This is a genomic window from Burkholderia sp. AU30280, from assembly GCF_020420125.1.
GTDB lineage: Bacteria > Pseudomonadota > Gammaproteobacteria > Burkholderiales > Burkholderiaceae > Burkholderia.
In genome coordinates this window covers 691122-717572 of sequence record NZ_JAIZRY010000001.1, presented here as the reverse complement: position 1 = coordinate 717572, position 26451 = coordinate 691122, and the positions used below count along the sequence as shown (strand labels likewise).

The 26451-nt window shown below is 67.6% G+C and carries 24 protein-coding genes; 19 read left to right on the top strand and 5 right to left on the bottom strand.

Going from position 1 to position 26451, the window contains the following annotated elements; translation table 11 throughout:
* Window positions 1–9 precede the first annotated feature (9 nt).
* The 3 genes from LGN17_RS03200 to LGN17_RS03190 are packed head-to-tail and all read right to left on the bottom strand — an operon-like array spanning window position 10 to window position 2556.
* A complete protein-coding gene (locus tag LGN17_RS03200) occupies window positions 10–396 on the bottom strand; it encodes a DUF883 family protein (protein WP_069251033.1) in 387 nt (128 codons plus the stop codon).
* A 25-nt stretch (window positions 397–421) separates the two neighbouring features.
* A complete protein-coding gene (locus LGN17_RS03195; protein WP_226195114.1) occupies window positions 422–676 on the bottom strand; it encodes a hypothetical protein in 255 nt (84 codons plus the stop codon).
* 5 nt (window positions 677–681) lie between these two features.
* Entirely contained in the window at window positions 682–2556 is a 1875-nt protein-coding gene (locus tag LGN17_RS03190) for an ExeM/NucH family extracellular endonuclease (protein WP_226195113.1), read from the bottom strand.
* A gap of 201 nt (window positions 2557–2757) precedes the next feature.
* Between LGN17_RS03190 and LGN17_RS03185 the strand changes: the two genes are divergently transcribed.
* From LGN17_RS03185 to LGN17_RS03145, 9 genes are all read left to right on the top strand, one after another.
* The gene (locus LGN17_RS03185) at window positions 2758–3111 is read left to right on the top strand and encodes a YciI family protein (protein WP_011355878.1); all 354 of its coding nucleotides are present in this window, start codon (window positions 2758–2760) and stop codon (window positions 3109–3111) included.
* Between the two features lie 125 nt (window positions 3112–3236).
* Window positions 3237–3656, top strand: coding sequence for a YciI family protein (locus tag LGN17_RS03180; RefSeq protein ID WP_226195112.1), 420 nt, complete (start codon window positions 3237–3239; stop codon window positions 3654–3656).
* Between the two features lie 42 nt (window positions 3657–3698).
* Entirely contained in the window at window positions 3699–4115 is a 417-nt protein-coding gene (locus LGN17_RS03175; RefSeq protein WP_226195111.1) for a VOC family protein, read from the top strand.
* The gene (locus tag LGN17_RS03170) at window positions 4112–5377 is read left to right on the top strand and encodes an RNA polymerase sigma factor (protein ID WP_226195110.1); all 1266 of its coding nucleotides are present in this window, start codon (window positions 4112–4114) and stop codon (window positions 5375–5377) included. Before LGN17_RS03175 ends, LGN17_RS03170 begins: the two co-directional genes overlap by 4 nt.
* A 298-nt stretch (window positions 5378–5675) precedes the next feature.
* Window positions 5676–6098, top strand: coding sequence for a rubrerythrin family protein (locus tag LGN17_RS03165; protein WP_027791020.1), 423 nt, complete (start codon window positions 5676–5678; stop codon window positions 6096–6098).
* Between the two features lie 120 nt (window positions 6099–6218).
* Window positions 6219–7556: a heterodisulfide reductase-related iron-sulfur binding cluster gene (locus LGN17_RS03160; RefSeq protein ID WP_175958470.1), complete on the top strand. Its 1338-nt coding sequence runs from the start codon at window positions 6219–6221 to the stop codon at window positions 7554–7556.
* Between the two features lie 31 nt (window positions 7557–7587).
* Window positions 7588–8169: a DUF3501 family protein gene (locus tag LGN17_RS03155; protein WP_226195109.1), complete on the top strand. Its 582-nt coding sequence runs from the start codon at window positions 7588–7590 to the stop codon at window positions 8167–8169.
* A 67-nt stretch (window positions 8170–8236) separates the two neighbouring features.
* Window positions 8237–8674, top strand: a complete 438-nt coding sequence (locus LGN17_RS03150; protein ID WP_226195108.1) for a hypothetical protein — start codon at window positions 8237–8239, stop codon at window positions 8672–8674.
* Between the two features lie 227 nt (window positions 8675–8901).
* On the top strand, window positions 8902–9843 hold the full coding sequence (locus LGN17_RS03145; RefSeq protein ID WP_226195281.1) for a transposase: 942 nt from the start codon (window positions 8902–8904) through the stop codon (window positions 9841–9843).
* 121 nt (window positions 9844–9964) lie between these two features.
* On the opposite strand, the gene LGN17_RS03140 is transcribed toward LGN17_RS03145, so the two are convergent.
* The gene (locus tag LGN17_RS03140; RefSeq protein ID WP_226195107.1) at window positions 9965–11491 is read right to left on the bottom strand and encodes a mannose-1-phosphate guanylyltransferase/mannose-6-phosphate isomerase; all 1527 of its coding nucleotides are present in this window, start codon (window positions 11489–11491) and stop codon (window positions 9965–9967) included.
* Window positions 11492–11919: 428 nt separating this feature from the next.
* Here LGN17_RS03140 and LGN17_RS03135 point away from each other — a divergent pair, with 428 nt between their 5' ends.
* The 10 genes from LGN17_RS03135 to LGN17_RS03090 all read left to right on the top strand — a co-directional run bounded on the left by LGN17_RS03135 (window position 11920) and on the right by LGN17_RS03090 (window position 24736).
* Entirely contained in the window at window positions 11920–13293 is a 1374-nt protein-coding gene (locus LGN17_RS03135; protein ID WP_226195106.1) for an undecaprenyl-phosphate glucose phosphotransferase, read from the top strand.
* Between the two features lie 80 nt (window positions 13294–13373).
* Window positions 13374–14786, top strand: coding sequence for a UDP-glucose dehydrogenase family protein (locus LGN17_RS03130; RefSeq protein ID WP_175958464.1), 1413 nt, complete (start codon window positions 13374–13376; stop codon window positions 14784–14786).
* 30 nt (window positions 14787–14816) lie between these two features.
* The gene (locus LGN17_RS03125) at window positions 14817–15260 is read left to right on the top strand and encodes a low molecular weight protein-tyrosine-phosphatase (protein WP_175958463.1); all 444 of its coding nucleotides are present in this window, start codon (window positions 14817–14819) and stop codon (window positions 15258–15260) included.
* Entirely contained in the window at window positions 15254–16432 is a 1179-nt protein-coding gene (locus tag LGN17_RS03120) for a polysaccharide biosynthesis/export family protein (RefSeq protein WP_226195280.1), read from the top strand. Before LGN17_RS03125 ends, LGN17_RS03120 begins: the two co-directional genes overlap by 7 nt.
* Window positions 16433–16482: 50 nt before the next feature.
* A complete protein-coding gene (locus LGN17_RS03115; protein WP_226195105.1) occupies window positions 16483–18708 on the top strand; it encodes a polysaccharide biosynthesis tyrosine autokinase in 2226 nt (741 codons plus the stop codon).
* 64 nt (window positions 18709–18772) lie between these two features.
* Window positions 18773–19732, top strand: coding sequence for a glycosyltransferase family 2 protein (locus LGN17_RS03110; protein WP_226195104.1), 960 nt, complete (start codon window positions 18773–18775; stop codon window positions 19730–19732).
* Between the two features lie 49 nt (window positions 19733–19781).
* Window positions 19782–20912, top strand: coding sequence for a glycosyltransferase family 4 protein (locus tag LGN17_RS03105; protein ID WP_226195103.1), 1131 nt, complete (start codon window positions 19782–19784; stop codon window positions 20910–20912).
* A gap of 10 nt (window positions 20913–20922) precedes the next feature.
* On the top strand, window positions 20923–22389 hold the full coding sequence (locus tag LGN17_RS03100) for an O-antigen ligase family protein (RefSeq protein WP_226195102.1): 1467 nt from the start codon (window positions 20923–20925) through the stop codon (window positions 22387–22389).
* Window positions 22386–23570 (top strand): glycosyltransferase family 4 protein, encoded by a 1185-nt coding sequence (locus tag LGN17_RS03095; RefSeq protein WP_226195101.1) that lies wholly within the window; start codon window positions 22386–22388, stop codon window positions 23568–23570. Before LGN17_RS03100 ends, LGN17_RS03095 begins: the two co-directional genes overlap by 4 nt.
* Window positions 23570–24736 (top strand): glycosyltransferase family 4 protein, encoded by a 1167-nt coding sequence (locus LGN17_RS03090; RefSeq protein WP_226195100.1) that lies wholly within the window; start codon window positions 23570–23572, stop codon window positions 24734–24736. The genes LGN17_RS03095 and LGN17_RS03090 overlap by 1 nt, the downstream gene beginning before the upstream one ends.
* 335 nt (window positions 24737–25071) lie before the next feature.
* Here the strand turns inward: LGN17_RS03090 and LGN17_RS03085 are convergent, their stop codons facing one another.
* Window positions 25072–26307 carry an MFS transporter gene (locus tag LGN17_RS03085; RefSeq protein ID WP_226195099.1) on the bottom strand — a complete coding sequence of 412 codons (1236 nt, stop codon included), beginning with the start codon at window positions 26305–26307 and terminating at the stop codon, window positions 25072–25074.
* Window positions 26308–26451 lie beyond the last annotated feature (144 nt).

Here is a 26451-nt window from a genome sequence, read left to right as displayed (position 1 = left end):
CGGCTCCGTTCAACGGCGGGCGAGGAGCAGGCCCGCAACGAACGCGAGGCCGGCGACGACGCCGGCGGTTTGCCACGGGTTGTCTTGTACGACCTGCGACACGCGTTCGGCCGATTCGCGCAGCCGGGCGGCCGCGCTGCCCGACGCATGGTCGAGCGCGCTGCGCGCTTCATCGAGCCTGGATTGCACGCGCTTGCGCAGCGCGGCGATATCGCCATCGCCATCGTTTTTCAGCAGATCTTCCAGTTCGTCGACCAGCCCGCGCAGATCGTCGGTGACGTCGGCATGCAGGTCGCGGGCGGCCGAGCGCGTCGTGCGTCCCACGCGCCGGCCCGTGCGACGAATGTCGGACAGGCCGCGGTCCAGCTTGTGTTCGATCGAGTCGGTGAGCGCCATGGTGTTGATCCTCCTTCGATTCAAGTTAAATTTGAAGATAAGATGAATCCCAGCAACTGGTGTGATTCACTTGGCCCGATTTTGTTTCGAGACAAATTTTCAATTCGTCGGCAGGATTGCCGCGCTGCCCCGCCGCACGGGGCAGCGCGGCGATTGAAAAAAATTCGCTTTCCGGACGAAGCGGCGTACCGGGTTGCGGTACGCGGTGAAGGTGCGGTAAATATCGCGTCGCCGGGGCCATCAGGTAAATAGTGCCGTTGCAGGCCTTGTGCTGATGCAAATGCACTAGTCGCCGCGTGGTTGACGAGCACGGTTCGTGCCCGGGGCGGCGAACGTGCCGCCGTCGCCAAGCGCGACGTCGATCACGACGGGATCGTGATCCGATGACCGGTACGCGTCGGGTGCGTAATAAGTCGACCGTTGCGCGGACGTTTTGTAATCGGGCACGGGTTGCAGGGCCACCGGTTCGTCGGCGTTGATATGCCAGACGTGCACGGCCTTCACGCGCGCGGCGAGCGCCGGCGTGGCGAGCGCGTGGTCGAGGCTGCCGGCTTCGCCGCGAAATACGTAGCTGTACGCAGCATCGCCGACGAAGCGGGGCACCAGGTTCGCATAGCCGCGCGATTCGAGCGCGCGCAGCGGATCTTCCTTCGCGTAGCTGTTCAGGTCGCCGATCAGGAGTACGCCTTCGGCCGTGGTGCCGGTCGGCGACGTGGCGAGCCAATCGGCGATGCGCGCGGCGGCTCGCGTGCGCGCCGCATTCCAGCAGCCCTGGCCGTCCGACTGGTCACGATCGACGCCGGTCGCGTTCGGGCAGTTCTTCGATTTCAGGTGATTGACCGCGACCGTGAAGGCGCGCGTGCCGCCGATGCGCCGGAATGTCTGCGTGAGCGGCGGGCGGTGCCGGCCGCCGAGTGCGACGGTCGCGGCGCGCCCGGCCGGCTCGACCGTGCGGCTGTCGTACAGCAGTGCGACCGCGATCGCATCGCGGCCGAGCCGCGCGGTGCCGGGATCGACGACGCGCCAGCCGTCGCCGAGCTGCGCGGCGAGACGCCGCACGGCGCTCGCGTTGCCGTAGCCGTTATTCGCGATTTCCATCAGCCCGATCACGTCGGCACGCAGCGCGTGCAACGCCGCGACGATCTTCGCCTCCTGTCGCGCGAACGCGGCGGGCGTTTTCGCACCGCGATTGGCCGGGGCATCGAATCCGCCACCATTCCCGTCGCCGTTGAAATAGTTGAATACGTTGAACGACACGATGCGCACGTCGGCATCGGGATGCCGGACCGGCGCATCGGTACGCGGGTTCGCGGCGGCATCGAATACCGGCGCCGCGCCGGCAACCGGTTGCAGCCGCCACGTGCCGTAACGCAGTTCGATCACGCCTTCGATGCCGCGAACCGTATAGCCCGCGCGCAGCGTGTTGGCGGCACTCAGCGCGGGCGGCGGATAGCGCACGGTCGCGGGGTCGCGGCGGTTCGAGCCGTCGTCGAGCACGATGCGGTTGCGTGCGTTCGCATGCGTGATCGCGGCGGCCTCGGCCGGCGGCGCGACGTGGGTCGGGATGCGCAGCCGGCCGTTGCTGAGGACGACGCTGCCGTAGCGGCCGAGTTCGTGGGTATCGCTGACCGTCAGGGTTTGCGGCAGGCGCACCCGCATGCCTTCAAGCGCGCTCAGCACGGATGGCGTGGCGACCGGCAGCGTGAGCGTTGCAGGCGTGACTGTCTGCCCGCGTGCGCAGACGGTCACGCCGCCCGACAGCGTGAATTGCGTCCGACCGTATTGCTCGTCGACCCGGCCCGTGAGATGCACGAGATCGCCGGCCTTCGCGCGTGCGTTCGGCGCATACACGAACACGCCTTCCGGGATGCCCGGTCGGTGCCGCCGCTGTGCGTCGGCCTGCTGGACGAAGAAGCCGCCGAGGCCGTCGGCACCGCCGAACGCCGCCGTGACGACCGCTTCGATCGAGGTGGTTTGACCGGCCAGCGGCGACGGGCCGCCGGCGCTGCGGAGTTCGGCAATCGGCGTGGTTGCGCCGCCGCAGCCGGCGCTGACCGGCGGCGCGGCCGCGGCCGGCCGGGCAGCGAGGGCGGCGAGGGCGGCGAGGGTCGCCAGGGCGATGAACGGTGCAACGGCAAGCGGGCCAAGCAGGCGTGACATGGGACGGTCCACAGGAAGAAAATCCGACGGTTCGGGAAGACATCTTGACGGCAAAATGTCAGGAAGCGGCCGAATTGGCCGTCCGGCCAGTGCCGATTGGCCGACGATGCAAGCCGCACGGCGGCTGCTACGCTTTTGCATCGGTCGGCGCATCCCGATCGCAGCGACCGCTGCCGCGCCCCGTTCCCACAGGAGAAGCCCATGTCTTACATGCTGTTGATTGTCGAGCCGACCGACCAGCGCGCCGAACGCACACTCGACGAAGGTCAGGCGCTGTACGCGCGGATGGTCGATTTCGCCGAGACGCTCAAGGCGCGCGGCGTGCTGCGCGGCGTCGAGTCGCTGGAGCGTTCCGAACGCGGTACGCGCGTGCAGGTGCGCGACGGCGAGACGCGCCTGCTCGACGGCCCGTTCGCGGAGGCGAAGGAGATGGTCGGCGGCTTCTTCATCGTCGACGTCGATACGCGCGAGGAAGCGATCGAGATCGCGCGCCAGTGTCCGGCCGCGCAATGGTGCACGGTCGAGGTGCGCGCGGTCGGCCCGTGCTTTCTGTGAAGGCCGCGACTCGGTATTTACCCTGATGTGTCGCGGAATATGTCGATCCGGTTGTCTTCCGGACGTCGTCCGGATAAGGCGCCGACGAATGGGCGCCGCCTTTCAACGACGACAAGGAGTGAACGATGCGATTCATGATCATGATCCGGGCGAACGCCGTCAGCGAGTCCGACGCGTTGCCGGACAACCGGCTGGTCGAGGCCATGACCGTCTATCACGAGGAACTGGCCAGGGCCGGCGTGCTGCTCGACGCGAACGGGCTGCGCCCGAGCGCGAACGGCTGGCGGGTGCGCTACTCGGGCGGCAAGGGCACCGTGGTCGACGGCCCGTTCGCCGAAACGAAGGAACTGATTGCCGGCTATACGCTGATCCAGGTGCGTTCGCGCGACGAAGCGCTCGAATGGACGCGCCGGTTCCCCGCGCCGTTCGGCGCCGAGATGGATTGCGAGATCGAGGTGCGGCCGCTGTTCGAGCTTGACGACCTCACGCCGAGCGACGCGGTCGAGCGCTTCCGCGAGCTCCACGTCGGCCGTGCCGGCGCCTGATTGATTGCCCACCTGAATCCAACTTCACGGGGAGCACCCGACATGCACAAGATGGTCTTCATCAACCTGCCCGTGGCCGACCTGCCGCGCTCGAAGGCGTTCTACCAGGCGCTCGGCTTCGAAGTCGTGCCGGCCTATACCAACGACCAGGCCGCCTGCATCAAGATCAGCGACACGATCTTCGCGATGCTGCTCGTGCGTCCGTTTTTCCAGACGTTCACCGGTAAAACCATCATCGATCCGGCAACGCAGGTGCAGGTCCTGTCGTGCCTGTCGTGCGAAAGCCGCGCCGAAGTCGACGCGATCGTCGCAAAGGCGCTGGCGGCCGGCGGATCCGCGCCGCAAGCGCCGCGCGAGTACCCGAACATGTACGGCCACGGGTTCGACGATCCGGACGGCCATGCCTGGGAGCTGATGGCCATGCCGCTGGACGCGTCCGCCGAGGGGCAGGCGCCGTGACGCGTGACGCGACTCACCGTGCGATTGAAGCGGTCTGGCGGATCGAGGCGCCCAAGATCATCGCGCGCGCCGCGCGCGTGGTGCGCGACGTCGGCGTGGCCGAGGAACTGGCGCAGGACACGCTCGTCGCGGCGCTCGAGCACTGGCCCGTCGACGGCGTGCCCGACAACCCGGCCGCATGGCTGATGACGGCCGTGAAGCGTCGCGCACTCGATCGTGTCCGTCAGGAGTCGCTCCACGCGGCGAAGCGCGACCAACTCGGCCACGAGATGGACGCGCTCGAAGCGCATGTCGTCCCCGACATCGCGGAGGCGTTCGTCGACGCGAGCGACGACATCGGCGACGACCTGCTGCGGTTGATCTTCACGTCGTGCCACCCGGTGCTGTCGACCGATGCGCGCGTCGCGCTCACGCTGCGGCTGCTCGGCGGGCTGACGACGGGCGAGATCGCGCGCGCGTTCCTGACGCCCGAGCCGACGATCGCGCAGCGGATCGTGCGCGCCAAGCGCACGCTCGCGGCGGCCCACGTGCCGTTCGAGGTGCCGGCTGCCGATGCGCGGCCCGCGCGGCTCGCGTCGGTGCTCGAAGTGATCTATCTCGTGTTCAACGAAGGCCATGCGGCGACCTCGGGCGACGACTGGACGCGCCCGGCGCTGTGCGACGAGGCGTTGCGGCTCGGCCGCGTGCTGGCCGGGCTCGCGCCGGACGAGAGCGAGGTGCTCGGGCTCGTCGCGCTGATGGAGCTGCAGGCGTCGCGCATGCATGCGCGCACCGACGCGCAGGGCCGGCCCGTGCTGCTGCTCGACCAGGATCGCAGCCGCTGGGATCCGCTGCTGATCCGGCGCGGCCTCGCGGCGCTCGACCGCGCGACGAAGCTCGGCGGCGTACGCGGGCCGTATGCGCTGCAGGCCGCGCTGGCGGCCTGCCACGCGCGCGCGCGGCAGGCGTCGGATACGGACTGGGCGCAGATCGTCGCGCTGTATGACGCGCTTGCCGAAGTCGCACCGTCGCCCGTCGTCGAGCTGAATCGCGCGGTGGCCGTGGGGATGGCGTTCGGGCCCGCGGCGGCGCTCGAACTCGTCGACGCGCTGCGCGACGATCCCGCGCTCGCGCGCTATCACTGGCTGCCGAGCGTGCGCGGCGACCTGCTGGCGAAGCTCGGCCGCGCCGACGAGGCGAAGGCCGAATTCCGCCGCGCGGCGGAACTGACGCGCAACGAGCGCGAACGCGAATTGCTGCTCAGGCGCGCGACGGACGCGTGACCCACGCAGCACTCCGCACCCTGAGCCCTGAGCCCTGAGCCCTGAGCCCTGAGCCCTGAGCCCTGAGCCCTGAGCCCTGAGCCCCGAGCCCCGAGCCCCGAGCCCCGAGCCCCGAGCGCGCCCGGCAGCGGGCCCCGCCAAGCACTATCGCCCGGATTGAAAAAGCCTATTGGGGGATGCGAACGCGAACGCCTAGATTGAAGAGCACGATGCGCGCGCCCCGGCACACGCATCGTTCCCCACATACCTGATCGGCCCGGCTTCGCATGCGGCCGCGCCGACTCGAACGGAGGCGCAAATGGCTCAGCTCAAGGGCAGCAAAACCGAAGAGAACCTGAAGGCCGCATTCGCGGGCGAATCGCAGGCGAACCGGCGCTATCTGTATTTCGCTTCGAAGGCTGACGTCGAAGGCCAGAACGACGTCGCTGCGCTGTTCCGCTCGACCGCCGAAGGCGAAACCGGCCATGCGCACGGCCATCTCGAATACCTGGAAGCCGTCGGCGATCCGGCAACGGGCTTGCCGTTCGGTTCATCGCGGCAGAATCTCGAATCGGCGATCGCCGGCGAAACGCACGAGTACACCGACATGTATCCCGGCATGGCGAAGACGGCGCGCGACGAGGGCTTCGACGAAATCGCGAACTGGTTCGAGACGCTCGCGAAGGCTGAGCGCAGCCACGCGAACCGCTACACGAAGGCGCTGGACAGTCTCGTCGACTGACGGGCCGCCCGCGGGCCGCACGGCAGGCCGTGCGACCGGCAAGCGGCCGGCTGTTCGTTCATCGCTGCCCGCATCGTGCGGGCGGCGCTGGCGCGCATGCGCGCCACGCTGGAGCGCCCCATGCCCCACAAGGAAGGCAGTCTCGAAGCCCCGACCCGGCATCCGCTCGACTGGCAGTCCGATGCGTTCTACGACCAGGCCGCGATCGATGCTGAAATGACGCGCGTGTTCGACATCTGCGCCGGATGCCGGCGCTGTGTGTCGTTGTGCGGCGCGTTTCCGACGCTGTTCGATCTGGTCGACGACACGCCGATGGGCGATATCGAGGAGGTGCCGAAGGAAGCGTTCGGCAAGGTCGTCGACCAGTGCTACCTGTGCGACCTCTGCTACATGACGAAATGCCCGTACGTGCCGCCGCATGCATGGAACGTCGACTTCCCGCACCTGATGCTGCGCGGCAAGGCCGCGCGCTACCAGCGTGGCGAAGCGACGCTGCGCGACAAGGTGCTGTCGAACACCGACGCGCTTGGCCACTTCGCCGGCATACCGATCGTCACGCAGGCGGTGAACGCGGTGAACCGCACGCCGCCCGCGCGCCACGCGCTCGAGGCGACACTCGGTGTCGATCGCCATGCGTGGCTGCCGGAATTCGCGCCGCGCAAGTTCCGGCGCACGGCGAGGCCCTCGGACGGCTTGCCGGTGCGCGACGGCGAACGCACGCCCGGCAAGGTCGCGATCTACGCGACCTGCTACGTGAATTTCAACGAGCCCGGCATCGGCCACGACCTGCTCGCGATCCTCGCGCACAATGACATCCCGTACGAACTCGTCACGCGCGAAGCCTGCTGCGGGATGCCGCTGCTCGAGCAGGGCAATCTCGCCGGCGTGGCCGCGAAGAAGGACGTGAACCTGCCCGTGCTCGAACGCTACGCGCGCGAAGGCTATGCGCTGATCGGCGCGATCCCGAGCTGCGTGCTGATGTACAAGAGCGAGCTGCCGCTGATGTTCCCCGGCGACGAAGCAGTGCGCGCGGTGGCCGAAGCATTCTGGGATCCGTTCGAATACGTGATCGCTCGGCATCGCGACGGACTGCTGAAGACCGATTTCAAGACGGGCCTCGGCACCGTTTCGTATCACGTGCCGTGCCATGCGCGCGTGCAGAACATCGGCCGCAAGACGGCCGACGCGCTGTCGCTCGTGCCCGATACGCGCGTGAATGTCGTCGAGCGCTGCTCGGGCCACGCGGGCACGTTCGGCGTGAAGAAGGAATTTCACGCGGACGCGATGCGGATCGGCGGGCCCGTGTTCAAGGCGATGGCCGAACCGCAGCCGGATTTCGTGTCGTCGGACTGCGCGCTGGCCGGCCATCACATCGTGCAGGGCATCGACGACAAGGGGTTGCCATCCGCGCCGCTCGCCCATCCGCTCACGCTGCTGCGCCGCGCGTACGGCATCTGAGCCGCCGCCGGCCGACCCACGAGGCTCTCCCATGACGTTGACCCGCGATTCCCTGCTGACGCTCGAAGCGTACGCGAAGATCCGCAAGGCCGAACACGCGCGGCTCGTCGCGTACAAGCGCCGCCGCGCGGTGGCGCTCGGCAATCACCTGCGCTTGCTGTTCGAGGACGAGACGACGATCCGCTATCAGATCCAGGAGATGCTGCACATCGAGAAGATCTTCGACCAGGCCGGCATCGAAGGCGAGCTGGAAGCGTATCTGCCGCTCGTGCCCGACGGCACGAACCTGAAGGCGACGATGCAGATCGAGTACGAGCACGAGCTCGAACGGCGCGCGGCGCTCGCGCGGCTGATCGGCATCGAGGATCGCGTGTACCTGCAGGTCGACGGGCATGCGAGCGTCTACGCGATCGCCGACGAGGATCTCGAGCGCGACAACGCCGAGAAGACGTCGGCCGTGCACTTCCTGCGCTTCGAGCTCGGCGCGCCGATGCGCGCGGCGCTCAAGGGCGGGGCGGCGCTGTCGATCGGCTGCGATCACCCGGCCTACACGATGCCGGCGCAGCGCGTGGATGCGGACGTGACCGCCTCGCTCGCCGGCGATCTGCGCTGACGCGTCCGCTGCACGTCCGGCACGTCCTGCCCACCGGTCTCCTTTTTCCGTTCCGACCCGAAACGGGATGTCCGCCGCCGATGCGGCGCGATTGCTCGCCTGCCGCCGTGAAGATGTAACAGACGTCACGAGTTTGCGCGTGGCGAAAAATGTGCATCGTGCGTCACCGTGCTTTCATCACTCGCAGAGAAACAATAAAAATATTGTGCACGGAGATAATTTAAATCAACCGAATTCGAATGATTTACCGATTCGTGAATATCTTGTTACGCTTTTTTCCCTGATTTACCGATGTCGGGAAGCAATGCGCGGGATTGTTTCCGACAGGGAGCGGAGTGGCCCGAAAATGCCCATGAAAAGGTACTCTTCATGCGCTTCGGAGCCCCGCCAGGCGGGCCTTTGCAGCTGCGGGCATAAAGATCCCGCAAAAAAATTCAAGCGTAAATACATTGCGCACCCATGGCGGGTTGTTTCAGTGCGTAACATTAAGTCATTGTCATATTGAGATAAACCCTAGGGATGGTATGCTTCGTGCACAAAAATTCCCACATTGGAGTGAGACCGTGATTTGTGCGTCATTGCCGGGAATGGCGGCACCGTGAAAGTGCGGTGCCGCGCCGGCATGCACAACGTCGGATAACCATAATGTGCAACCTGGCCGCCCCGCGACGCGATGTGTCGCGACGGCGCCGCCAATCGCAGCCCCGGCCTGGCTGCGTGGAGAGATCTACTATGTTCTTCGATGAGCTTAACGATGAAGAGTGGTTTCGTCTTTCAACGCTGATCGCCGATGAACCCATCCGGCTGAACCGTCGTGGGCGTCCACGAGCCGAACCGCGCGTCGTTGCCAACGCGGTGCTCTGGATCCTGACGACCGGTGAAGCCTGGTCGAAGCTGCCCGGTCGCTATCCGTCCGGGCCGACGTGCCGTCGCCGTTACGAGGAATGGCTGGCGTCCGGCACGCTGCTGCAGATGATCGACGTGCTGACCCAGTTCAGCGGGCGCACGTTCGCGTATATCCCGCCGCCGCCGGCGCCGGTCGTGTCCGCGCGTCGTGCCGAGCCTGCGCCCGACAACGATCGCTTGCGCGGCGTGTTCTGGCAGAACCCCGAATCGTGGCAATTGCCGGTCGCTCAGGCAAACGTTTGGCAGGGCGAGGGCGCGTCGCTGAGCGCGATGCCGGTCGATGAAGTGGTCGATCCGTCAGCCGTGTCGTTCGCGGTGCCCGGGGCGCCGTCGAGAGAGCTGCGCCCTGCGCGTGCGTCGTCGGCGAGCTTCGCCGCGGCCGAACCGCAAGTCGACGAATATCGCGGCTATACGATCTACGGCATTGCGCAGCCGGTGCAGAACCTGATGTATCGCGCGTGGGCCGAGATTTCGCAGCAAGACCGGCGCGTCGAGCGCTCGGGCCTGATCGGCCCGCGTTTCACCGATGCCGAGGAAGCCGAGCAGTTCGCGCTCGACTGGGCGCGCCAGTGGATCGATCGCCATGGCGCGAGCGACGAACCGGCGCGCGAGCCGCAAGGCGAGGTGCTGGCCGGCCTGTCCGCGCTCGCGCGTGCGGAGTCCGACATCAAGCGCTTCATCGCCGAGCGTCGCGCGACCACGCTGTCCGAAAGCCGCAACGATCCGGTACAGCCGGAGCGCCGCGAGTACGTGTACCGCGTCGGCTGATCGCCGTACCGCCGAAACGCGCGGGCCGTCGTGTGCCACGACGCCCGCGCGGAAGCCCCGTCTTCCCATGCTTGCCTTGCTGGGGCGCCGCCGTCGAAGCGGCGCCCCACGTGCACGTGCGTTACTGCCGGCCGTAGGTATCGTCGAAGCGGACGATGTCGTCCTCGCCGAGATACGCACCCGACTGCACTTCGATCAGCTCGAGCGGCATCTTGCCGGGGTTCTCCAGTCGGTGCGACACGCCGAGCGGGATGTACGTCGATTCGTTTTCGGACAGCAGGAACGTTTCGTCGCCGCGCGTGATGCGTGCGGTGCCGCAGACGACGATCCAGTGTTCGGCACGGTGGTGGTGCATCTGCAGCGACAGGCGTGCGCCCGGCTTCACGACGATGCGTTTCACCTGGAAGCGTTCGCCCATGTCGACCGAGTCGTAGTGGCCCCACGGGCGATGCACCTTGCGGTGATCGGTCGCTTCCGCGCCGCGTTGCGCCTTGATGTGCCCGACGATTTTCTTCACGTCCTGCACGCGCGACTTGTCCGCGACGAGCACGGCGTCGGGCGTTTCGACGACGACGAGGTTCTGCGTGCCGACGCAGGCGACCAGGCGGCTTTCCGAATGCGCGAACGTCGATTCCGCGCCTTCGAACAGCACGTGGCCGCGGCCGACGTTCTCGGCCTCGTCCTTCGGCGAGATCTGCCAGATCGCGTCCCACGAGCCGACGTCCGACCAGCCGGCGTCGAGCGGCACGACGACGCTTTCGCACAGTTGCGGCAGGCCGGCGAGCGGCTCCATCACCGCGTAGTCGATCGAGTTCGATGGCGACGCGGCGAATGCGTCGCGATCGATGCGGAAGAAATCGCCATCGGCCTTGCCCTGGGCGAAGGCCTGTTCGCAGGCCGCATGGATCGCCGGTTCGAGCTGGCGGATCGCCTTCAGCCAGACCGATGCGCGTACGATGAAGATGCCGCTGTTCCACCAGTATTCGCCTGATGCGACGTACTGCTGAGCGAGTTCGAGATGCGGTTTCTCGACGAAACGGTCGAGGCGGCGCACGTCGAGGCTGCCCGTGGCGGCGTCGCCGAGCGGCGCGCCGACGCGGATATAGCCGTAGCCGGTTTCCGCGTGCTTGGGCACGATGCCCAGCGTCGCGATCTTGCCTTGCGCCGCGCAGTGCACGCCGGCCGCGACGGCCGCGTGGAAGCGCGGCAGGTCGGCGACCGCGTGGTCGGCCGGCATTACGGTCATCACTGCATCGTTGCCGCCGGCGACCAGCCGCAACGCGGCGAGCGTCAGCGCGGGCGCGGTGTCGCGGCCGACCGGCTCGAGCATGATCGACGCCGATTTGCCGGTCAGGCGCAGCTGTTCGGCGGTGGTGAAGCGGTGATCCTCGCCGCATACGATCAGCACGTCGTCGTTCAGCGGATGGTCGGCCGCCAGGCCGTCGAGGCGCAGCGCGGTCGACTGCAGCAGCGAATGTTCGCCGAGCAGGCCGATCAGCTGTTTCGGAAAACGTTCGCGCGACATCGGCCACAGGCGCGTGCCGGACCCGCCGGCGAGAATCACCGGTTGCACGGCGACGCGCGTGCCGGCGGCGGGGGCGGCGGAAGAAGAGTGGCGCGTTTCGGCAGCCACGGCCGGAGCATTCATGAGGACACTCTCCACGGTTGAAGTCAGTGCCTGTCGTTGTAGCACGAAGTAAATCGACAATAAAACCGGACCCATTGCCGGATATTCGCCATGAATTCATCCGGAAGGATTTCTCGCGCTGGCATCCGATGCAATTAAAAAAATAAAAAATAAATCCTTTTATCGGCTGGCCTTGACCGCCAGCAAAGGGTGAGCGGAAATCGTAAAGCTTCCGAAAAATTCCCGGCCCGCGAGCGCTTCGGGAAAACATGCCGATTTAATTCAAAAACTTCCCGGAAATAATTTCCGATTATTTTTCGAAATACTTGTACGCTTGAGGCGAAAATTTCTTACCGCTTCAATAACGACATGCAACGTTTGAATCGAATGTGCGGCACCGGTCGCGCAAGGAGCAGTTCGGCAAACGCCTGTTCAAAGAGGAAGCAGACATGTTGAGCGTGCTGGCGAGAGTCATCGATATCGCGATGGTCGTGACGGGGGCGTTGATCGCCGCCGCGCTGCACGGCGGCAGCATCTGGCTCAACGACCTGCAGCGCACGATGATGCTGTTCGATTGCCTGCTCGTCGTCGTGTGTTTTCCCGCGTTCGGCATTTACCAGTCCTGGCGCGGCAAGCGTCTCGTCGGGCTGGTGGGGCGGGTGGCGTTCGCGTGGCTCGTGGTCGAACTCGCGGGCATCCTGTTGAGCTTCAGCTTTCATCAGTCGGGCGACCTGTCGCGGCTGTGGCTGGGTTACTGGGCGCTCGCGACGATGACGCTGCTCGCCGGCTCGAAGTCCTGCGTGCATGTCGTGCTGCGGCAACTGCGCCGCGGCGGCTACAACCTGAAGGCGGTCGCGATCGTCGGCGGCACGCCGGCGGCGCGGCGGCTGATCGCGCAGATGCGGGCGCGGCCGGAAGCCGGTTTCAACCCGGTGTGCGTCTACGACGAAAGCGAAGCGCCGGGCGAAGTCGCGCTCGACGACGTGCGCATCGAACGGCAGTTCGAATCGCTGGTGTGGCTGGTGCGCAGCCGCGCGATCAGCGAGCTGTGGCTCACGCTGCCGATCACGGAGGAACGCCGGATTCACCATATCGTGACGGTGTTCCGCCACGACTTCGTGAATATCCGCTTCATCCCGGACGTGCGCACGCTGTCGTTCTTCAACCAGGAAGTGGTCGAGGTGCTCGGCGTGCCGGCGATCAACCTCGCGGCATCGCCGATCACCGACGTGCGGATCCTGCCGAAGTTCGTGTTCGACCGGCTGTTCGCGCTGGCGGCGCTCACGGCGCTCGCGCCGGTGATGCTGCTGATCGCCGGCCTGATCAAGCTGACGTCGCGCGGGCCGGTGTTTTTCCGCCAGAAGCGCAAGGGCATCGACGGGCACGAGTTCGAGATCTACAAGTTCCGCTCGATGAAGGTGCACCAGGAAGCGGCGGGCCAGGTCACGCAGGCGAAGAAGAACGATTCGCGCGTGACGCCGGTCGGCCGGTTCCTGCGCCGCACGAGCCTCGACGAGTTGCCGCAGTTCATCAACGTGCTGAAGGGCGAGATGTCGGTCGTCGGCCCGCGTCCGCATGCGCTCGCGCACGACGACATCTACAAGGATCTGGTCAAGGGCTACATGTTCCGCTACCGGATCAAGCCGGGCATCACCGGGTGGGCGCAGATCAACGGCTTTCGCGGCGAGACCGACCAGATCGAGAAGATGATGGGACGCGTGAAGCTCGATCTGTACTACATGCAGAACTGGTCGTTCTGGCTCGACATCAAGATCGTCGTGCTGACGCTCTGGAAAGGCTTCACCGGCAGCAACGCGTACTGAGTACCGGGTACCGAGGTCGCGCCGCGCAGGCATTCCGGTTTTACGAATTTCGAATCATTGGTCAAGAGGTCCGACACATCATGAATCTGACTATCATCGGCAGCGGTTACGTAGGTCTTGTCACCGGCGCCTGTCTCGCCGACATCGGGCACGACGTGTTCTGTCTGGACGTCGACCAGGCAAAGATCGACATCCTGAACAACGGCGGCGTGCCGATCCACGAGCCGGGCCTCAAGGAAGTGATCGCGCGCAATCGCGCGGCCGGCCGCCTGCGTTTCTCGACCGATATCGAGGCCGCGGTCGCGCACGGCGACGTGCAGTTCATCGCGGTCGGCACGCCGCCCGACGAGGACGGTTCGGCCGACCTGCAATACGTGCTCGCGGCCGCCCGCAACATCGGCCGCACCATGACGGGCTTCAAGGTGATCGTCGACAAGTCGACGGTGCCGGTCGGCACGGCCGAACGCGTGCGCGCGGCGGTGGCGGAAGAACTCGCGAAGCGCGGCGGCGACCAGATGTTCTCGGTCGTGTCGAACCCGGAATTCCTGAAGGAAGGCGCGGCGGTCGACGATTTCACGCGGCCGGACCGCATCGTGATCGGTTGCGACGACGACGTGCCGGGCGAGCGCGCCCGCGAGCTGATGAAGAAGCTCTACGCGCCGTTCAACCGCAACCACGAACGCACGCTGTATATGGACGTGCGCTCGGCCGAGTTCACGAAATACGCGGCGAACGCGATGCTCGCGACCCGCATCTCGTTCATGAACGAGCTGGCGAACCTCGCCGACCGCTTCGGCGCGGACATCGAGGCCGTGCGCCGCGGGATCGGCTCCGATCCGCGCATCGGCTATCACTTCCTGTATGCCGGCTGCGGCTACGGCGGCTCGTGTTTTCCGAAGGACGTCGAGGCGCTGATCCGCACGGCCGACGAGCACGGTCAGGCACTGCAGATCCTGAAGGCGGTGTCGTCGGTCAACGCCACGCAAAAGCGCGTGCTCGCCGAGAAGATCGTCGCGCGTTTCGGCGAGGACCTGACCGGCCGCACGTTCGCGATCTGGGGCCTCGCGTTCAAGCCGAACACCGACGACATGCGCGAGGCGCCGAGCCGCGAGCTGATCGCCGAGCTGCTGTCGCGCGGCGCGCGCATCGCCGCGTACGACCCGGTCGCGCAGCAGGAAGCGCGCCGCGTGATCGCGCTCGATCTCGCCGATCACCCGAGCTGGCTCGAGCGCCTGACGTTCGTCGACGACGAGGCGCAGGCCGCACGCGATGCCGACGCGCTCGTGATCGTCACCGAATGGAAGATCTTCAAGAGCCCCGACTTCGTTGCGCTCGGCCGCCTGTGGAAAGCGCCGGTGATCTTCGACGGCCGCAACCTGTACGAGCCGGAGACGATGAGCGAGCTGGGCATCGAGTACCACCCGATCGGCCGGCCGGGCTCGCGCCAGGCCGTCGCCGCCCGTGTGCCGGGCACCGCGCCCGCAAGCGCGTAACCCGTTTCCCGTCACTCGTTACGAGACGCCATGTTCCGGAACATCCTGATCGTCTGCCACGCGAACGTCTGCCGCAGCCCGGCGGCGGAAATGCTGTTCAAGTCGCACGCCGCGTCGCGCGGCGGCCCGCGCCCGACGTTCCACTCGGCCGGCGTGCATGCGAACGACGGCGACGGCATCGATCCGGTGATGCGTCAACTGCTCGCCGAGCACGGCGTCGATGCGACGACCCATCGCTCGCGGCGTCTGTCGCGCCGGATCGTGCGCGACGCCGACCTGATTCTCGTCAGCGAGCGCGGACAGATTGCGGCCGTCGAGTCGGTCGATCCGTTCGCGCGCGGCAAGGTCCACCTGCTTGGCAAGTGGGAAGGCGCCGAGATCGCCGATCCGCACGGCGGCCCCGAGGCCGATTACCGCGAAAGCTACTCACTGATCGAACGCCTGGTTCAAGGATGGCTACAGAAACTATGCTGAAACGCCCGATGCGCCCGGTGGCGCTTGCCGTCGCGCTGGCGACTTTCCTGTCGGCCTGTGCAACCGCGCCCGGCAACTACCTCGACTCGTCGAACCTGAAGGATGAAGGCCGGCAGCAAGCGGCCGAAACCTATCCGGTTCATTACATCGACGCCCAAGTGGTGATGGACCAGCTGCAGAAAGCGCAGGTCGACCATCCGCTGCCGCCCGGACGTTTTACCGATCCGTCGGAGTACGTGTACCGCGTCGGCCCGCAGGACATCCTCGGCGTCACCGTGTGGGACCACCCCGAGCTGACGACGCCGCAGGGGCAGTCGTTCTCGAGCGGCGGCAACACGACGCAGTCGGTCGCGGGCGCGCTGCAGCAGCCGTATACGACCGCGCTGCCGGGCCAGGCCGACCCGTACGGCCAGACGGTCGCCGCCGACGGCACGATCTTCTTCCCGTTCGTCGGCCGCATCAAGGTGGCCGGCAAGACGGTCGCGCAGATCCGCGAGCAGATGGCCACCTCGCTGTCGCGCTACGTGAAGAATCCGCAGCTCGACGTGCGCGTGCTGTCGTTCCGCAGCCAGAAGGTGCAGGTGACGGGCGAGGTGAAGCAGCCGGGCCCGCTCGCGGTGAGCGACGTGCCGCTGACGCTCGTCGACGCGATCTCGCGCTCGGGCGGCTCGACCAGCGAGGCCGACCTGCAGCGCGTGCGGCTGACGCGCGACGGCAAGCTCTACACGCTCGACGCGAACGGCGTGCTCGATCGCGGCGAGGTGAAGCAGAACGTGATGCTGCAGCCGGGCGACATCGTCAACGTGCCGGACCGCAGCGACAGCCGCGTGTTCATCATGGGCGAGGTCAAGACGCCGGTCACGGTGCCGATGCTCAAGGGCAAGCTGACGATCGCCGACGCGCTGACCGCGGGCGGCGGCATCCTCGATACCGACGCGAACCCGCGCAAGATCTACGTGATGCGCGGCATGCGCGACAACCCGACGAAGCCTGAAGTGTTCCGTCTCGACATGACGCAGCCGGATGCGCTGATGTTGTCGAGCCGCTTCCCGCTTCAACCGCTCGACGTCGTCTACGTCAGCACGGCCGGCTCGGTGCAGTTCAACCGTGTGTTGCAGCAGGTGCTGCCGACGATCCAGACGATCTTCTACATGCGGCAGATCACGCGCTGATAGCCCGCCGGGGCGGCGTCTCCGCCCCGGCACCACTCAAGCGGGAACGAATGGTGAACACGCAAGCGAAACACTCCTACGCGGATCTGTCCGCGAAAACCGAGGAAGAGGACGTCGTCCTTGGCCAGCTGCTCCAGGTGATCATGGACGACATCTGGCTGCTGCTCGGCATCGCGGTCACGGTCGTCGCGCTCGCCGGCCTGTACTGCTACATCGCGAAGCCGGTCTACCAGGCCGACGTGCACGTGCGGGTCGAGAGCAACGACAACACGTCGCAGGCGCTCACGCAGACGCAGACCGGCGCGACGATCAACACCGGTCCGCAGCAGGCGCAGACCGATGCGGAAATCGAGATCATCAAGAGCCGCGGCGTGGTCGCGCCGGTGGTCGAGCAGTTCAAGCTGAACTTCTCGGTCGCGCCCAAGACGCTGCCCGTGATCGGCAGCCTCGCCGCGCGCATCGCGACGCCGGGCACGCCGGCCCGGCCGTGGCTCGGCTTGAAATCGTATGCGTGGGGCGGCGAAATCGCCGACGTCGATTCGATCAACGTCGTGCCCGCGCTCGAAGGCAAGAAGCTGACGCTGACGGCCGGCCCGAACGGCACCTATTCGCTCGTCGACCAGAACGGCGTGCGGTTGCTGTCGGGCCATGTCGGCGAATCGGCGCAGGGCGGCGGCGTGACCCTGCTCGTGTCGAAGCTCGTCGCGCGCCCCGGCACGCAGTTCACGGTGGTGCGCTTCAACGATCTCGACGCGATCAGCGGCTTCCAGGCCGGCATCCAGGTGACCGAGCAGGGCAAGCAGACGGGCGTCGTGCAGATCTCGCTCGAAGGCAAGGATCCGGACCAGACCGCCGCGATCGCGAACGCGCTCGCGCAGTCGTACCTGAACCAGCACGTGGTCGCGAAGCAGGCCGAGGCGACCAAGATGCTCGACTTCCTGAAGGGCGAGGAGCCGCGCCTGAAGGCCGACCTCGAACGCGCGGAAGCCGCGCTGACGCAGTACCAGCGCACGTCGGGCTCGATCAACGCGAGCGACGAGGCGAAGGTCTACCTCGAGGGCAGCGTGCAGTACGAGCAGCAGATCGCCGCGCAGCGCCTGCAGCTCGCGTCGCTCGCGCAGCGCTTCACCGATTCGCACCCGATGGTGATCGCCGCGAAGCAGCAGCTCGCGGAGTTGCAGGGCGAGAAGGACAAGTTCAGCAACCGCTTCCGCAGCCTGCCGGCCACCGAAGTGAAGGCCGTCCAGCTGCAGCGTGACGCGAAGGTTGCCGAGGACATCTACGTGCTGCTGCTGAACCGCGTGCAGGAGCTGTCGGTGCAGCGGGCCGGCACGGGCGGCAACATCCACCTCGTCGATTCCGCGCTGCGTCCGGGCGATCCGGTCAAGCCGAAGAAGGTGCTGATCCTGTCGGCCGCGGTGTTTCTCGGGCTGATCCTCGGCACGGGCGTCGTGTTCCTGCGCCGCAACCTGTTCCAGGGCATCGAGGATCCCGACCGCATCGAGCGCGCGTTCAACCTGCCGCTGTACGGGCTGGTGCCGCAAAGCGCCGAGCAGGCGAAGCTCGATGCACAGGCCGAGAAGGGCGGCAGCCGCGCGCGGCCGATCCTCGCGAACCTGCGTCCGAAGGATCTCAGCGTCGAGAGCCTGCGCAGCCTGCGCACCGCGATGCAGTTCGCGATGATGGACGCGAAGAACCGCGTGATCGTGCTGACGGGCCCGACGCCCGGCATCGGCAAGAGCTTCCTGACGGTCAACCTCGCGGTGCTGCTCGCGCATTCGGGCAAGCGCGTGCTGCTGATCGACGCGGACATGCGTCGCGGCCTGCTCGACCGCTACTTCGGCCTCACGTCGCAGCCGGGCCTGTCCGAGCTGCTGAGCGACCAGTCGGCGCTCGAGGAAGCCGTGCGCGAGACGCCGGTGCAGGGCCTGTCGTTCATCTCGGCCGGCACGCGTCCGCCGAACCCGTCGGAGCTGCTGATGTCGACGCGCCTGCCGCAATACCTCGAAGGGCTCGGCAAGCGCTACGACGTGATCCTGATCGATTCGCCGCCGGTGCTCGCGGTGACCGACGCGACCATCATCGGCCGCATGGCCGGCTCGACGTTCCTCGTGCTGCGCTCGGGCATGCACACCGAAGGCGAGATCGCCGACGCGATCAAGCGCCTGCGCACCGCGGGCGTCGACCTGGAAGGCGGGATCTTCAACGGCGTGCCGCCGAAGGCGCGCGGCTACGGCCGCGGCTATGCGGCCGTGCACGAATACCTGAGCGCCTGATCCGCACCGCACGTAACCGGGCGGGCAGCGAGCGTTGCCCGCCCGGCCGACAGGAGAACCAACGATGAAAATTTCCGTGCTCGTTCCGACCTATCGGCGTCCCGCCGACCTCGCGCGCTGCCTGCTGGCGCTGCAGCGGCAGCATCGGCTGCCCGACGAGGTGATCGTCGTCGCGCGCCCGGAGGATGATGCCACGCACGAACGGCTCGCCGATCCGGCGGCCGGCGGCGCGCTGCCGCTACGCATCGTGCCGGTCGACGTGCCGGGCCAGGTCGCCGCGCTGAACAAGGGGCTCGACTCGGCGAACGGCGACATCGTCGCGATCACCGACGACGACGCCGCCCCCCACCCCGACTGGCTCGCGCGTGTCGAATCGGTGTTCGAAGCCGATCCGCGCGTGGGTGCGGTCGGCGGGCGCGACTGGGTGCACGAGAAGGGCCGCGTGCTCGACGAATCGCGCGAGCTCGTCGGCCAGCTCACGCTGTCCGGCAAGATCGTCGGCAATCATCATCTCGGCGTCGGCGGCCTGCGCGAAGTCGACATGCTGAAAGGCGCGAACATGAGCTACCGCCGCGCGGCGATCGAGCGGCTGCGCTTCGACACGCGGCTGCGAGGCGCCGGCGCGCAGGTGCACAACGACATGGGTTTCAGCATGCAGGTGCAGCGCAACGGCTGGAAGCTCGTCTACGACCCGGCGATCGCGGTCGATCATTTTCCGGCCGAGCGCTTCGACGACGACCGGCGCGATGCCGCGTCGCTGAATGCGATCAGCAACGGCGCGTACAACCTGCACCTGATCCTGCGCGAGCACCTTCCGCCGGTCCGGCGCGAGATCGCGTGGTGGTGGTGGACGCTGGTCGGTACGCGCGTCTACCCGGGCCTCGCGCACGTGCTGCTGTCGCTGCCTACGGCGAAGCGCGAGCGGATCCGGGCGCACTGGCGCGCGGTGCGCCGCGGCGCGCGCGATGCCCGCCGCGCGAACCTTGCCCCCCATCGTGCGGCGATGCCGCCGGTGACGTCTTGAACGAGCCGCGCGCACCACGCCGCGCGGCCGAACCCGGAGAAGGGCTCGAATGACTGCAACCAAGGTTCACGTCCACCTGTTTCACGGCGCCGATCCGCGTACCTACCGGAAAGGCGAGAACATCGGCTGTCTGTACGGCTATCACCATGCCGAATCCGACGAATTCCAGCTGACCTATTCGCAGGACGGCGGCGAGAGCCGCGTCGCCAGCCTCGCGCGCCGCGCGCTGAAGGCGGCGCTCGGCTTCGACGTCGTGCATGCGTGGCGCAACCGCGCCGCGCTGCTGAATACCGACGTGATCTGGACGCACACGGAACAGGAGCATCTGGCCGCTGCGCTGATCCTGAAGCTCGCCGGTGCGCAGGGCAAGCGCCCGCTGCTGCTCGCACAGAGCGTCTGGCTGTTCGACAAGTGGGGCAGCTTCGGCGGCCCGCGCCGCTGGCTGTACCGCAAGCTGCTCGCACGTGCCGACGCGTTGACCACGCTCGCCCGCGACAACGCCGACCTGTGCCGCCGCTACCTCGGGCGCGAGGCCGAGTTCGTCTACTACGGGCTGAACACGCAGGATTTCCCGCTCACCGAGCCGCAGCAGTGGCAACCGAACCGGCCGCTGCGAATCGCGGCGATCGGCAACGACCGCGACCGCGACTGGCGCACCTTCCTCGCCGCGTTCGGCGGCGACGAACGCTACGACGTGCGGCTCGCGACGCGGCGTCGCGTGCCGCGCGAGTGGCATGCGCCGAACGTGAAGATCGGCTCGGCATCGGGGCTCGCGAAGCAGCACGAGCTGTACGCGTGGGCCGACGTGATCGTCGTGCCGCTGCGGCCGAACTTCCATGCGTCGGGCATCACGGTGATGCTCGAGGCGGCAGCCGTCGGCAAGCCGATGATCGTGTCCGACGTCGGCGGGCTCGGCGACTACTTCCCGCACGATACGGCCGCCTATGTGCCGGCCTTCGACGCGCAGGCGATGCGCCAGGCCGCCGATCGCTTCGCGGCCGATCCGGCCGCGGCGCTCGGCTGCGCGCGGGCCGCCGCCGCCTGCCTGCGCGAGCGCGACCTGACCACGCAGGCGTTCGCCGAGCAGCACGTGCGGATCACGCGCGACATGCTGCGGCGGACGCCGGCAGCCGCGGGCCTGGCGATGCCGCTCGCGGATTCGCGCCCGTCGTCGCGGTGAGAGCGGATCGATGAGTACGATTGCCGCCGAACGCGCGCCGTCGCGCAAACGCAACTGGCTTCCCGAGCCGAAACACTGGGTCGGGCAGGCCGGGCTGTGGACGTTCACGGCCGCGCTGATCGCCATTCACCAGGGCAAGGTGCTGACGCTCGCGTTTCCGGTGCTGGCCATCGCGGTCGGCATCTGGCTGTATTTCAAGAGTCCGGCGCGCTACGTCGGCTTCATGTGGTGGGTGTGGTTCCTGAGCCCGGAAGTGCGGCGTCTCGCCGACTGGTCGAAGGGCGCGTTCACGCCGACGAGCCTGATCCAGGTTGCGCCGCTCGCGGTGACGATGATCGCCGGCTTCGGGCTGATCCGGCATTACCGCGTGCTCGCGCAGCGGCGCGGGATCCCGATCCTGCTGATGCTGTTCGGGCTCACCTATGCGTACCTCGTCGGGATCGTGTCGAGCGGCGTGATGGCCGCGACCTACGACCTCGCGAACTGGGTGTACCCGGTGCTGATCGGCTTCCACATCATGGTCAACGCGCGCGACTACCCCGAGTACCGTGACGTGCTGCTGTCCACGTTCATGTGGGGCATGCTCGTGATGGGCGTATACGGCGTCGTGCAGTACTTCGTGATGCCGCAGTGGGACGTGCTGTGGATGATCGGTTCCGACATGGGCTCGCAGGGCGAGCCGGTGCCGTACGGCGTGCGCGTGTTCAGCACGATGAACTCGTCGGGGCCGTTCGCGTTCGCGATGATGGGCGCGCTGGTGTTCGTGCTCGCGGCGCCGCAGAAGATCCGCTGGTTCGCCGGGGCGGCCGGCTTCGTGTCGTTCGCGCTGTGTCTCGTGCGCTCGACGTGGGGCGGCTGGGTGATCGCGCTGGCGATCCAGCTCGCGCAGTCGAACAACCGCGTGCGGATGCGGATCCTGATCAGCGGCGTCGTGCTGGTCGGGCTGTGCGTGCCGTTGCTGACCGTCGGGCCGGTGGCCGATCGTCTCGGCCAGCGTCTGCAGTCGATCACGAACCTGAAGGACGACCGCAGCTACGACGACCGCAACAAGTTCTACGCCACCTTCGCGCAGACGGCGTTCACCGACGTCGCCGGCGAAGGGATGGGCGCGACGGGTGCATCCACGAAGCTGTCGAGCGACAGCGGCGAGCTCGGCAAGTACGGCAGCTTCGACAGCGGCGTGATGAACGTGCCGTTCGTGCTCGGCTGGCCCGGCACGCTGCTGTACCTCTCGGGCGTCGTGATGCTGTTCGGCCGCACGCTGCGCGCGGCGTTCAGGCTGCGCAAGGACAAGTTCGTCGGCGCGTGCCTGAGCCTGTGCCTGTCGACCTTCGCGATGCTCGTGTTCACGAACTCGCTGATCGGCACGGGCGGCCTGTTGATGTTCACAGCCATTTTTTCGATTCTTTCCGCGGCGCACTGGCAAAAGGCTCAACGCCTGCTGGCCGCCGCGCGTTTACGGGGAGGCGACCATTGAGAATCGCGATCGTCACGCACGTCGTGCGACATAACGACGGGCAGGGCCGCGTCAATTACGAAATCGCGCGCGCGGCGCTGGCCGAGCACTACGAGGTCACGCTGGTCGCGTCGTACGTCGCGCCGGAGCTGCTGGCCGACCCGCGCGTGCGCTGGGTGCCCGTGAAGGTCGGCGGCTTCTGGCCGTCGAATCTCGTCAAGCAGCAAGTGTTCGCGCTGAAGAGCGCGGCCTGGCTGCGCGCGCACCGCAGCGAGTACGACGTGCTGCACGTGAACGGCTTCATTTCGTGGATCAAGGCCGACGTGAATACCGCGCACTTCGTGCATGGCGGCTGGTTCAAGAGTCCGTACTATCCGTTCGGGCCGACGAAAGGGCTGTGGTCGGCTTACCAGTATGTCTACACGCGTGTGAACACGACGCTCGAGCGCTGGGCGTACCGGCGTTCGCGCGCGATCACGGCGGTATCGCAGAAGGTGGCCGACGAGATCGCCGGGCTCGGCATCGACAGCCGCAAGATCAGCGTGATCTACAACGGTGTCGACGCCAGCGCGTTCGCGGGCGCCGTGGCCGACCGTGCCGCGTTCAAGCTGCCGGACGATGCGTTCCTGCTGCTGTTCGTCGGCGACCTGCGCACGCCGCGCAAGAACCTCGGCACCGTGCTGAAGGCGCTGACGAAGCTGCCGGCGAACGTGCATCTGGCGGTGGCCGGCTATCTGCCCGGCAGCCCGTATCCGGAAGAGGCGCGCGCGCTCGGCATCGATTCGCGCGTGCATTTCCTCGGTCTCGTGAAAAACATGCCGACGCTGATGCGCTCGGTCGACGCCTACGTGTTTCCGTCGCGCTACGAAGCGATGAGCCTGTCGTTGCTGGAGGCGATGGCGGCCGGGCTGCCGGTCGTCACCGCGCGTACGGCGGGCGGCGCGGAAATCATCACGCGCGAATGCGGGATCGTGCTGGAGGATCCGGACGATCCGGCCGCACTCGCACAGGCGATCGGCGCGCTCGCGGCCTCGCGCGACACCTGTCGCGCGATGGGCGACGCGGCCCGCGAACTGATGACCCGTTTCGGCTGGGCGCACATGGGCGCCCAGTATGTCGCGCTCTACCGGCGCATCGGCCAACCCACGCAGCCGTCCGCTTTCGAGCGGGTCGAGCATGCAGTCACCCAGGAGCAATCTTGATGTCCCAATCCTCCCGGCCGATCAAATCGTTGCAAATCGGCATGCACTGGTTCCCCGAACGTGCGGGCGGCCTTGACCGGATGTACTACTCGCTCGTCGGCGCGCTGCCGGGCGCGGGCGTCGAGGTGCGCGGGCTCGTTGCCGGCTCGCCGAAGGTCGCCGACGACACGGATGGCGCGATCCAGGGCTTCGGCCCCGCCTCGGAATCGCTTGCGCGCCGGATGCTCGCCGCGCGTCGCGCGCTGCGCGAGGAGATCCGCAGCGAGCGGCCGGACGTGATCTCGTCGCACTTCGCGCTGTACACGTTCCCGGGCCTCGACGTCACGCGCGGAATTCCGCAGGTGTCGCACTTCCAGGGGCCGTGGGCCGACGAAAGCCAGGTCGAGGGCGCCGCGTCGCTCGGGCAGCGCGCGAAGCGCTATCTCGAACAGGCCGTCTATACGCGTTCGTCGCGGCTGATCGTGCTGTCGCAGGCCTTCGGCCAGATCCTGACGAACCGCTACGGGATCGAGCCGTCGCGCGTGCGCGTGATTCCCGGCTGCGTCGATACCGCGCAGTTCGATACGCCGCTCACACCGGCCGAGGCTCGGCACAAGCTGCAACTGCCGCAGGACCGGCCGATCGTGCTGGCCGTGCGCCGGCTCGTGCGGCGCATGGGGCTTGAGGATCTGATCGATGCGATCGGCCTCCTCAAGCACCGGCACCCGGACCTGCTGCTGCTGATCGCCGGCAAGGGCAAGATCGGCGAGGAACTGCAGCAGCGCATCGATGCGGCCGGGCTGCAGGACAACGTGAAGCTGCTCGGCTTCGTACCCGACAACCATCTCGCGGCGCTGTACCGCGCGGCGACGGTCAGCGTCGTGCCGACGGTCGCGCTCGAAGGCTTCGGGCTGATCACCGTCGAATCGCTCGCATCCGGCACGCCCGTGCTGGTCACGCCAGTGGGCGGGCTGCCGGAGGCGGTTGCCGGGCTGTCCGACGATCTCGTGCTGCCGTCCACGGGTGCGGACGCGATCGCGGAAGGGCTCGGTGCCGCGTTGTCGGGCGCGATCACGCTGCCGGACGAGGCCGCGTGCAAGCGCTATGCGCGCGATCATTTCGACAATGCGGTGATCGCGCGGCGCGTTGCCGGCGTGTACGAAGAGGCGATCCAGGCGGCAGGCTGAGCGCCCGCGGCGCGCAACCTGCGCGCCGAACCGGGAGCGGAACCGGGAGCGGAACCGGGAGCGGAACCGGGAGCGGAACCGGGAGCGGAACCGGGAGCGGAACCGGGAGCGGAACCGGGAGCGGAACCGAGAGCGGAACCGAGAGCGGAACCGGGAGCGGAACCGAGAGCCGAACCGAGAGCGGAACCGGGAGCGGAACCGAGAGCCGAACCGAGCTCCGAACCGAGCTCCGAACCGAGAGCGCGAACCGGCGCGCATGCGTGGCCGGTTCGCGTGCCATCCGCCCATGGAGGGCGGCCCGGCTTTCTCCATTCGATACGCGGCGTCGGCCCGCATCACGCGCGCCTGAGCGTCGCGGCCCAGACCCCGAGCGCCGCGACGCTCACGACCGCGCCGAGCACGCAGACGCCTGCCCATCCGGCGCGCGCATACATCATCGTCGACGCAATCGCGCCGAGCCCGCTGCCGGCCGAATAGAACAGCATGTAGCAGCCGACGAGGCGCGCATGCGCGTCGGGCCGTGCGCCGAGAATCATGCTCTGGTTGACGACGTGGACGGCCTGCCCGCCGACATCGAGCAGCCCGATGCCGACGATCAGCCATGCAATCGACGTATCGCCGAACGCGAGCGGCAGCCACGAGCATGCGAGCAGCGCGAGCGCCGCGCCGGTCGTCGCTTCGCCGCGCCCGCGATCCGCGAGCCGGCCCGCGCGGGCGGCGGCTGCCGCGCCCAGCGCGCCGACGAGGCCGAACGCGCCGATCTGCGTATGCGACATCGCGTGCGGCGGCGCGCTCAGCGGCAGCACCAGCGCGCTCCAGAAGATGCTGAACGCCGCGAACATCAGCAGCGCGATCACGCCACGCACGCGCAGTACGCGTTCGTCACGCAGCAACGACACCATCGATCGCAGCAGCGCCGCGTAGCCGATGCGCTCGCGCGGTGCGGTCTCGTCCGGCAACAGCCGCGACAGCACGACGAGCATCGCGATCGCCAGCGCACCCGACACCAGATAGACGGCTCGCCAGCCCGCGATATCGGTGACGACGCCCGCCAGCGAGCGCGCGGCCAGCAACCCGACCACGACGCCGCCCTGTGCGGCACCCACCACGCGCCCGCGTTCGCCTGCGCCCGCGAGCGCGGCGGAGCACGCGATCAGCCCCTGCGTCATCGCGGTGCCGAGCAGACCGACCGCGACCATGCCCGCCAGCAGCGCGACGCGCGTCGACGATGCGGCCACGCCGATGCACGCCGCCGTCAGCAGCAGAAGCTGCACGGCGATCAGGCGCTTGCGGTTCAGCAGGTCGCCGAGCGGCACGACGAACAGCAGCGCGAGCGCACAGCCGAGTTGCGTCGCGGTGATGACGCCGCCGACGGCCGCCTGGGACACGCCGAAATCCCGCGCGATCGAGTCGAGCAGCGGCTGCGCGTAGTACACGTTCGCGACACTGGCCGCGCAGCACACGGCCAGCACCGCGACGCGCGCCGCGGATAGGCGGCCGCCGCCGGCCGGATGCGCAGCATGTGTCGGCACGTCCGTTGCAACGGTGCCGGAATGACAGGAAGACGCCATGGGTTTCCTCGTGCAAAGTAGTTGCAAATTAAAACCAGTGTGGAGTGTAGGAAAAGTAGTTTTAAAATGCAACCTGTTGTGCGGCGGGCGAGACGTCCGTGCACGGATGGCCGGTGTTGCCGCGAAGGCGGCCGGCAAGATTGC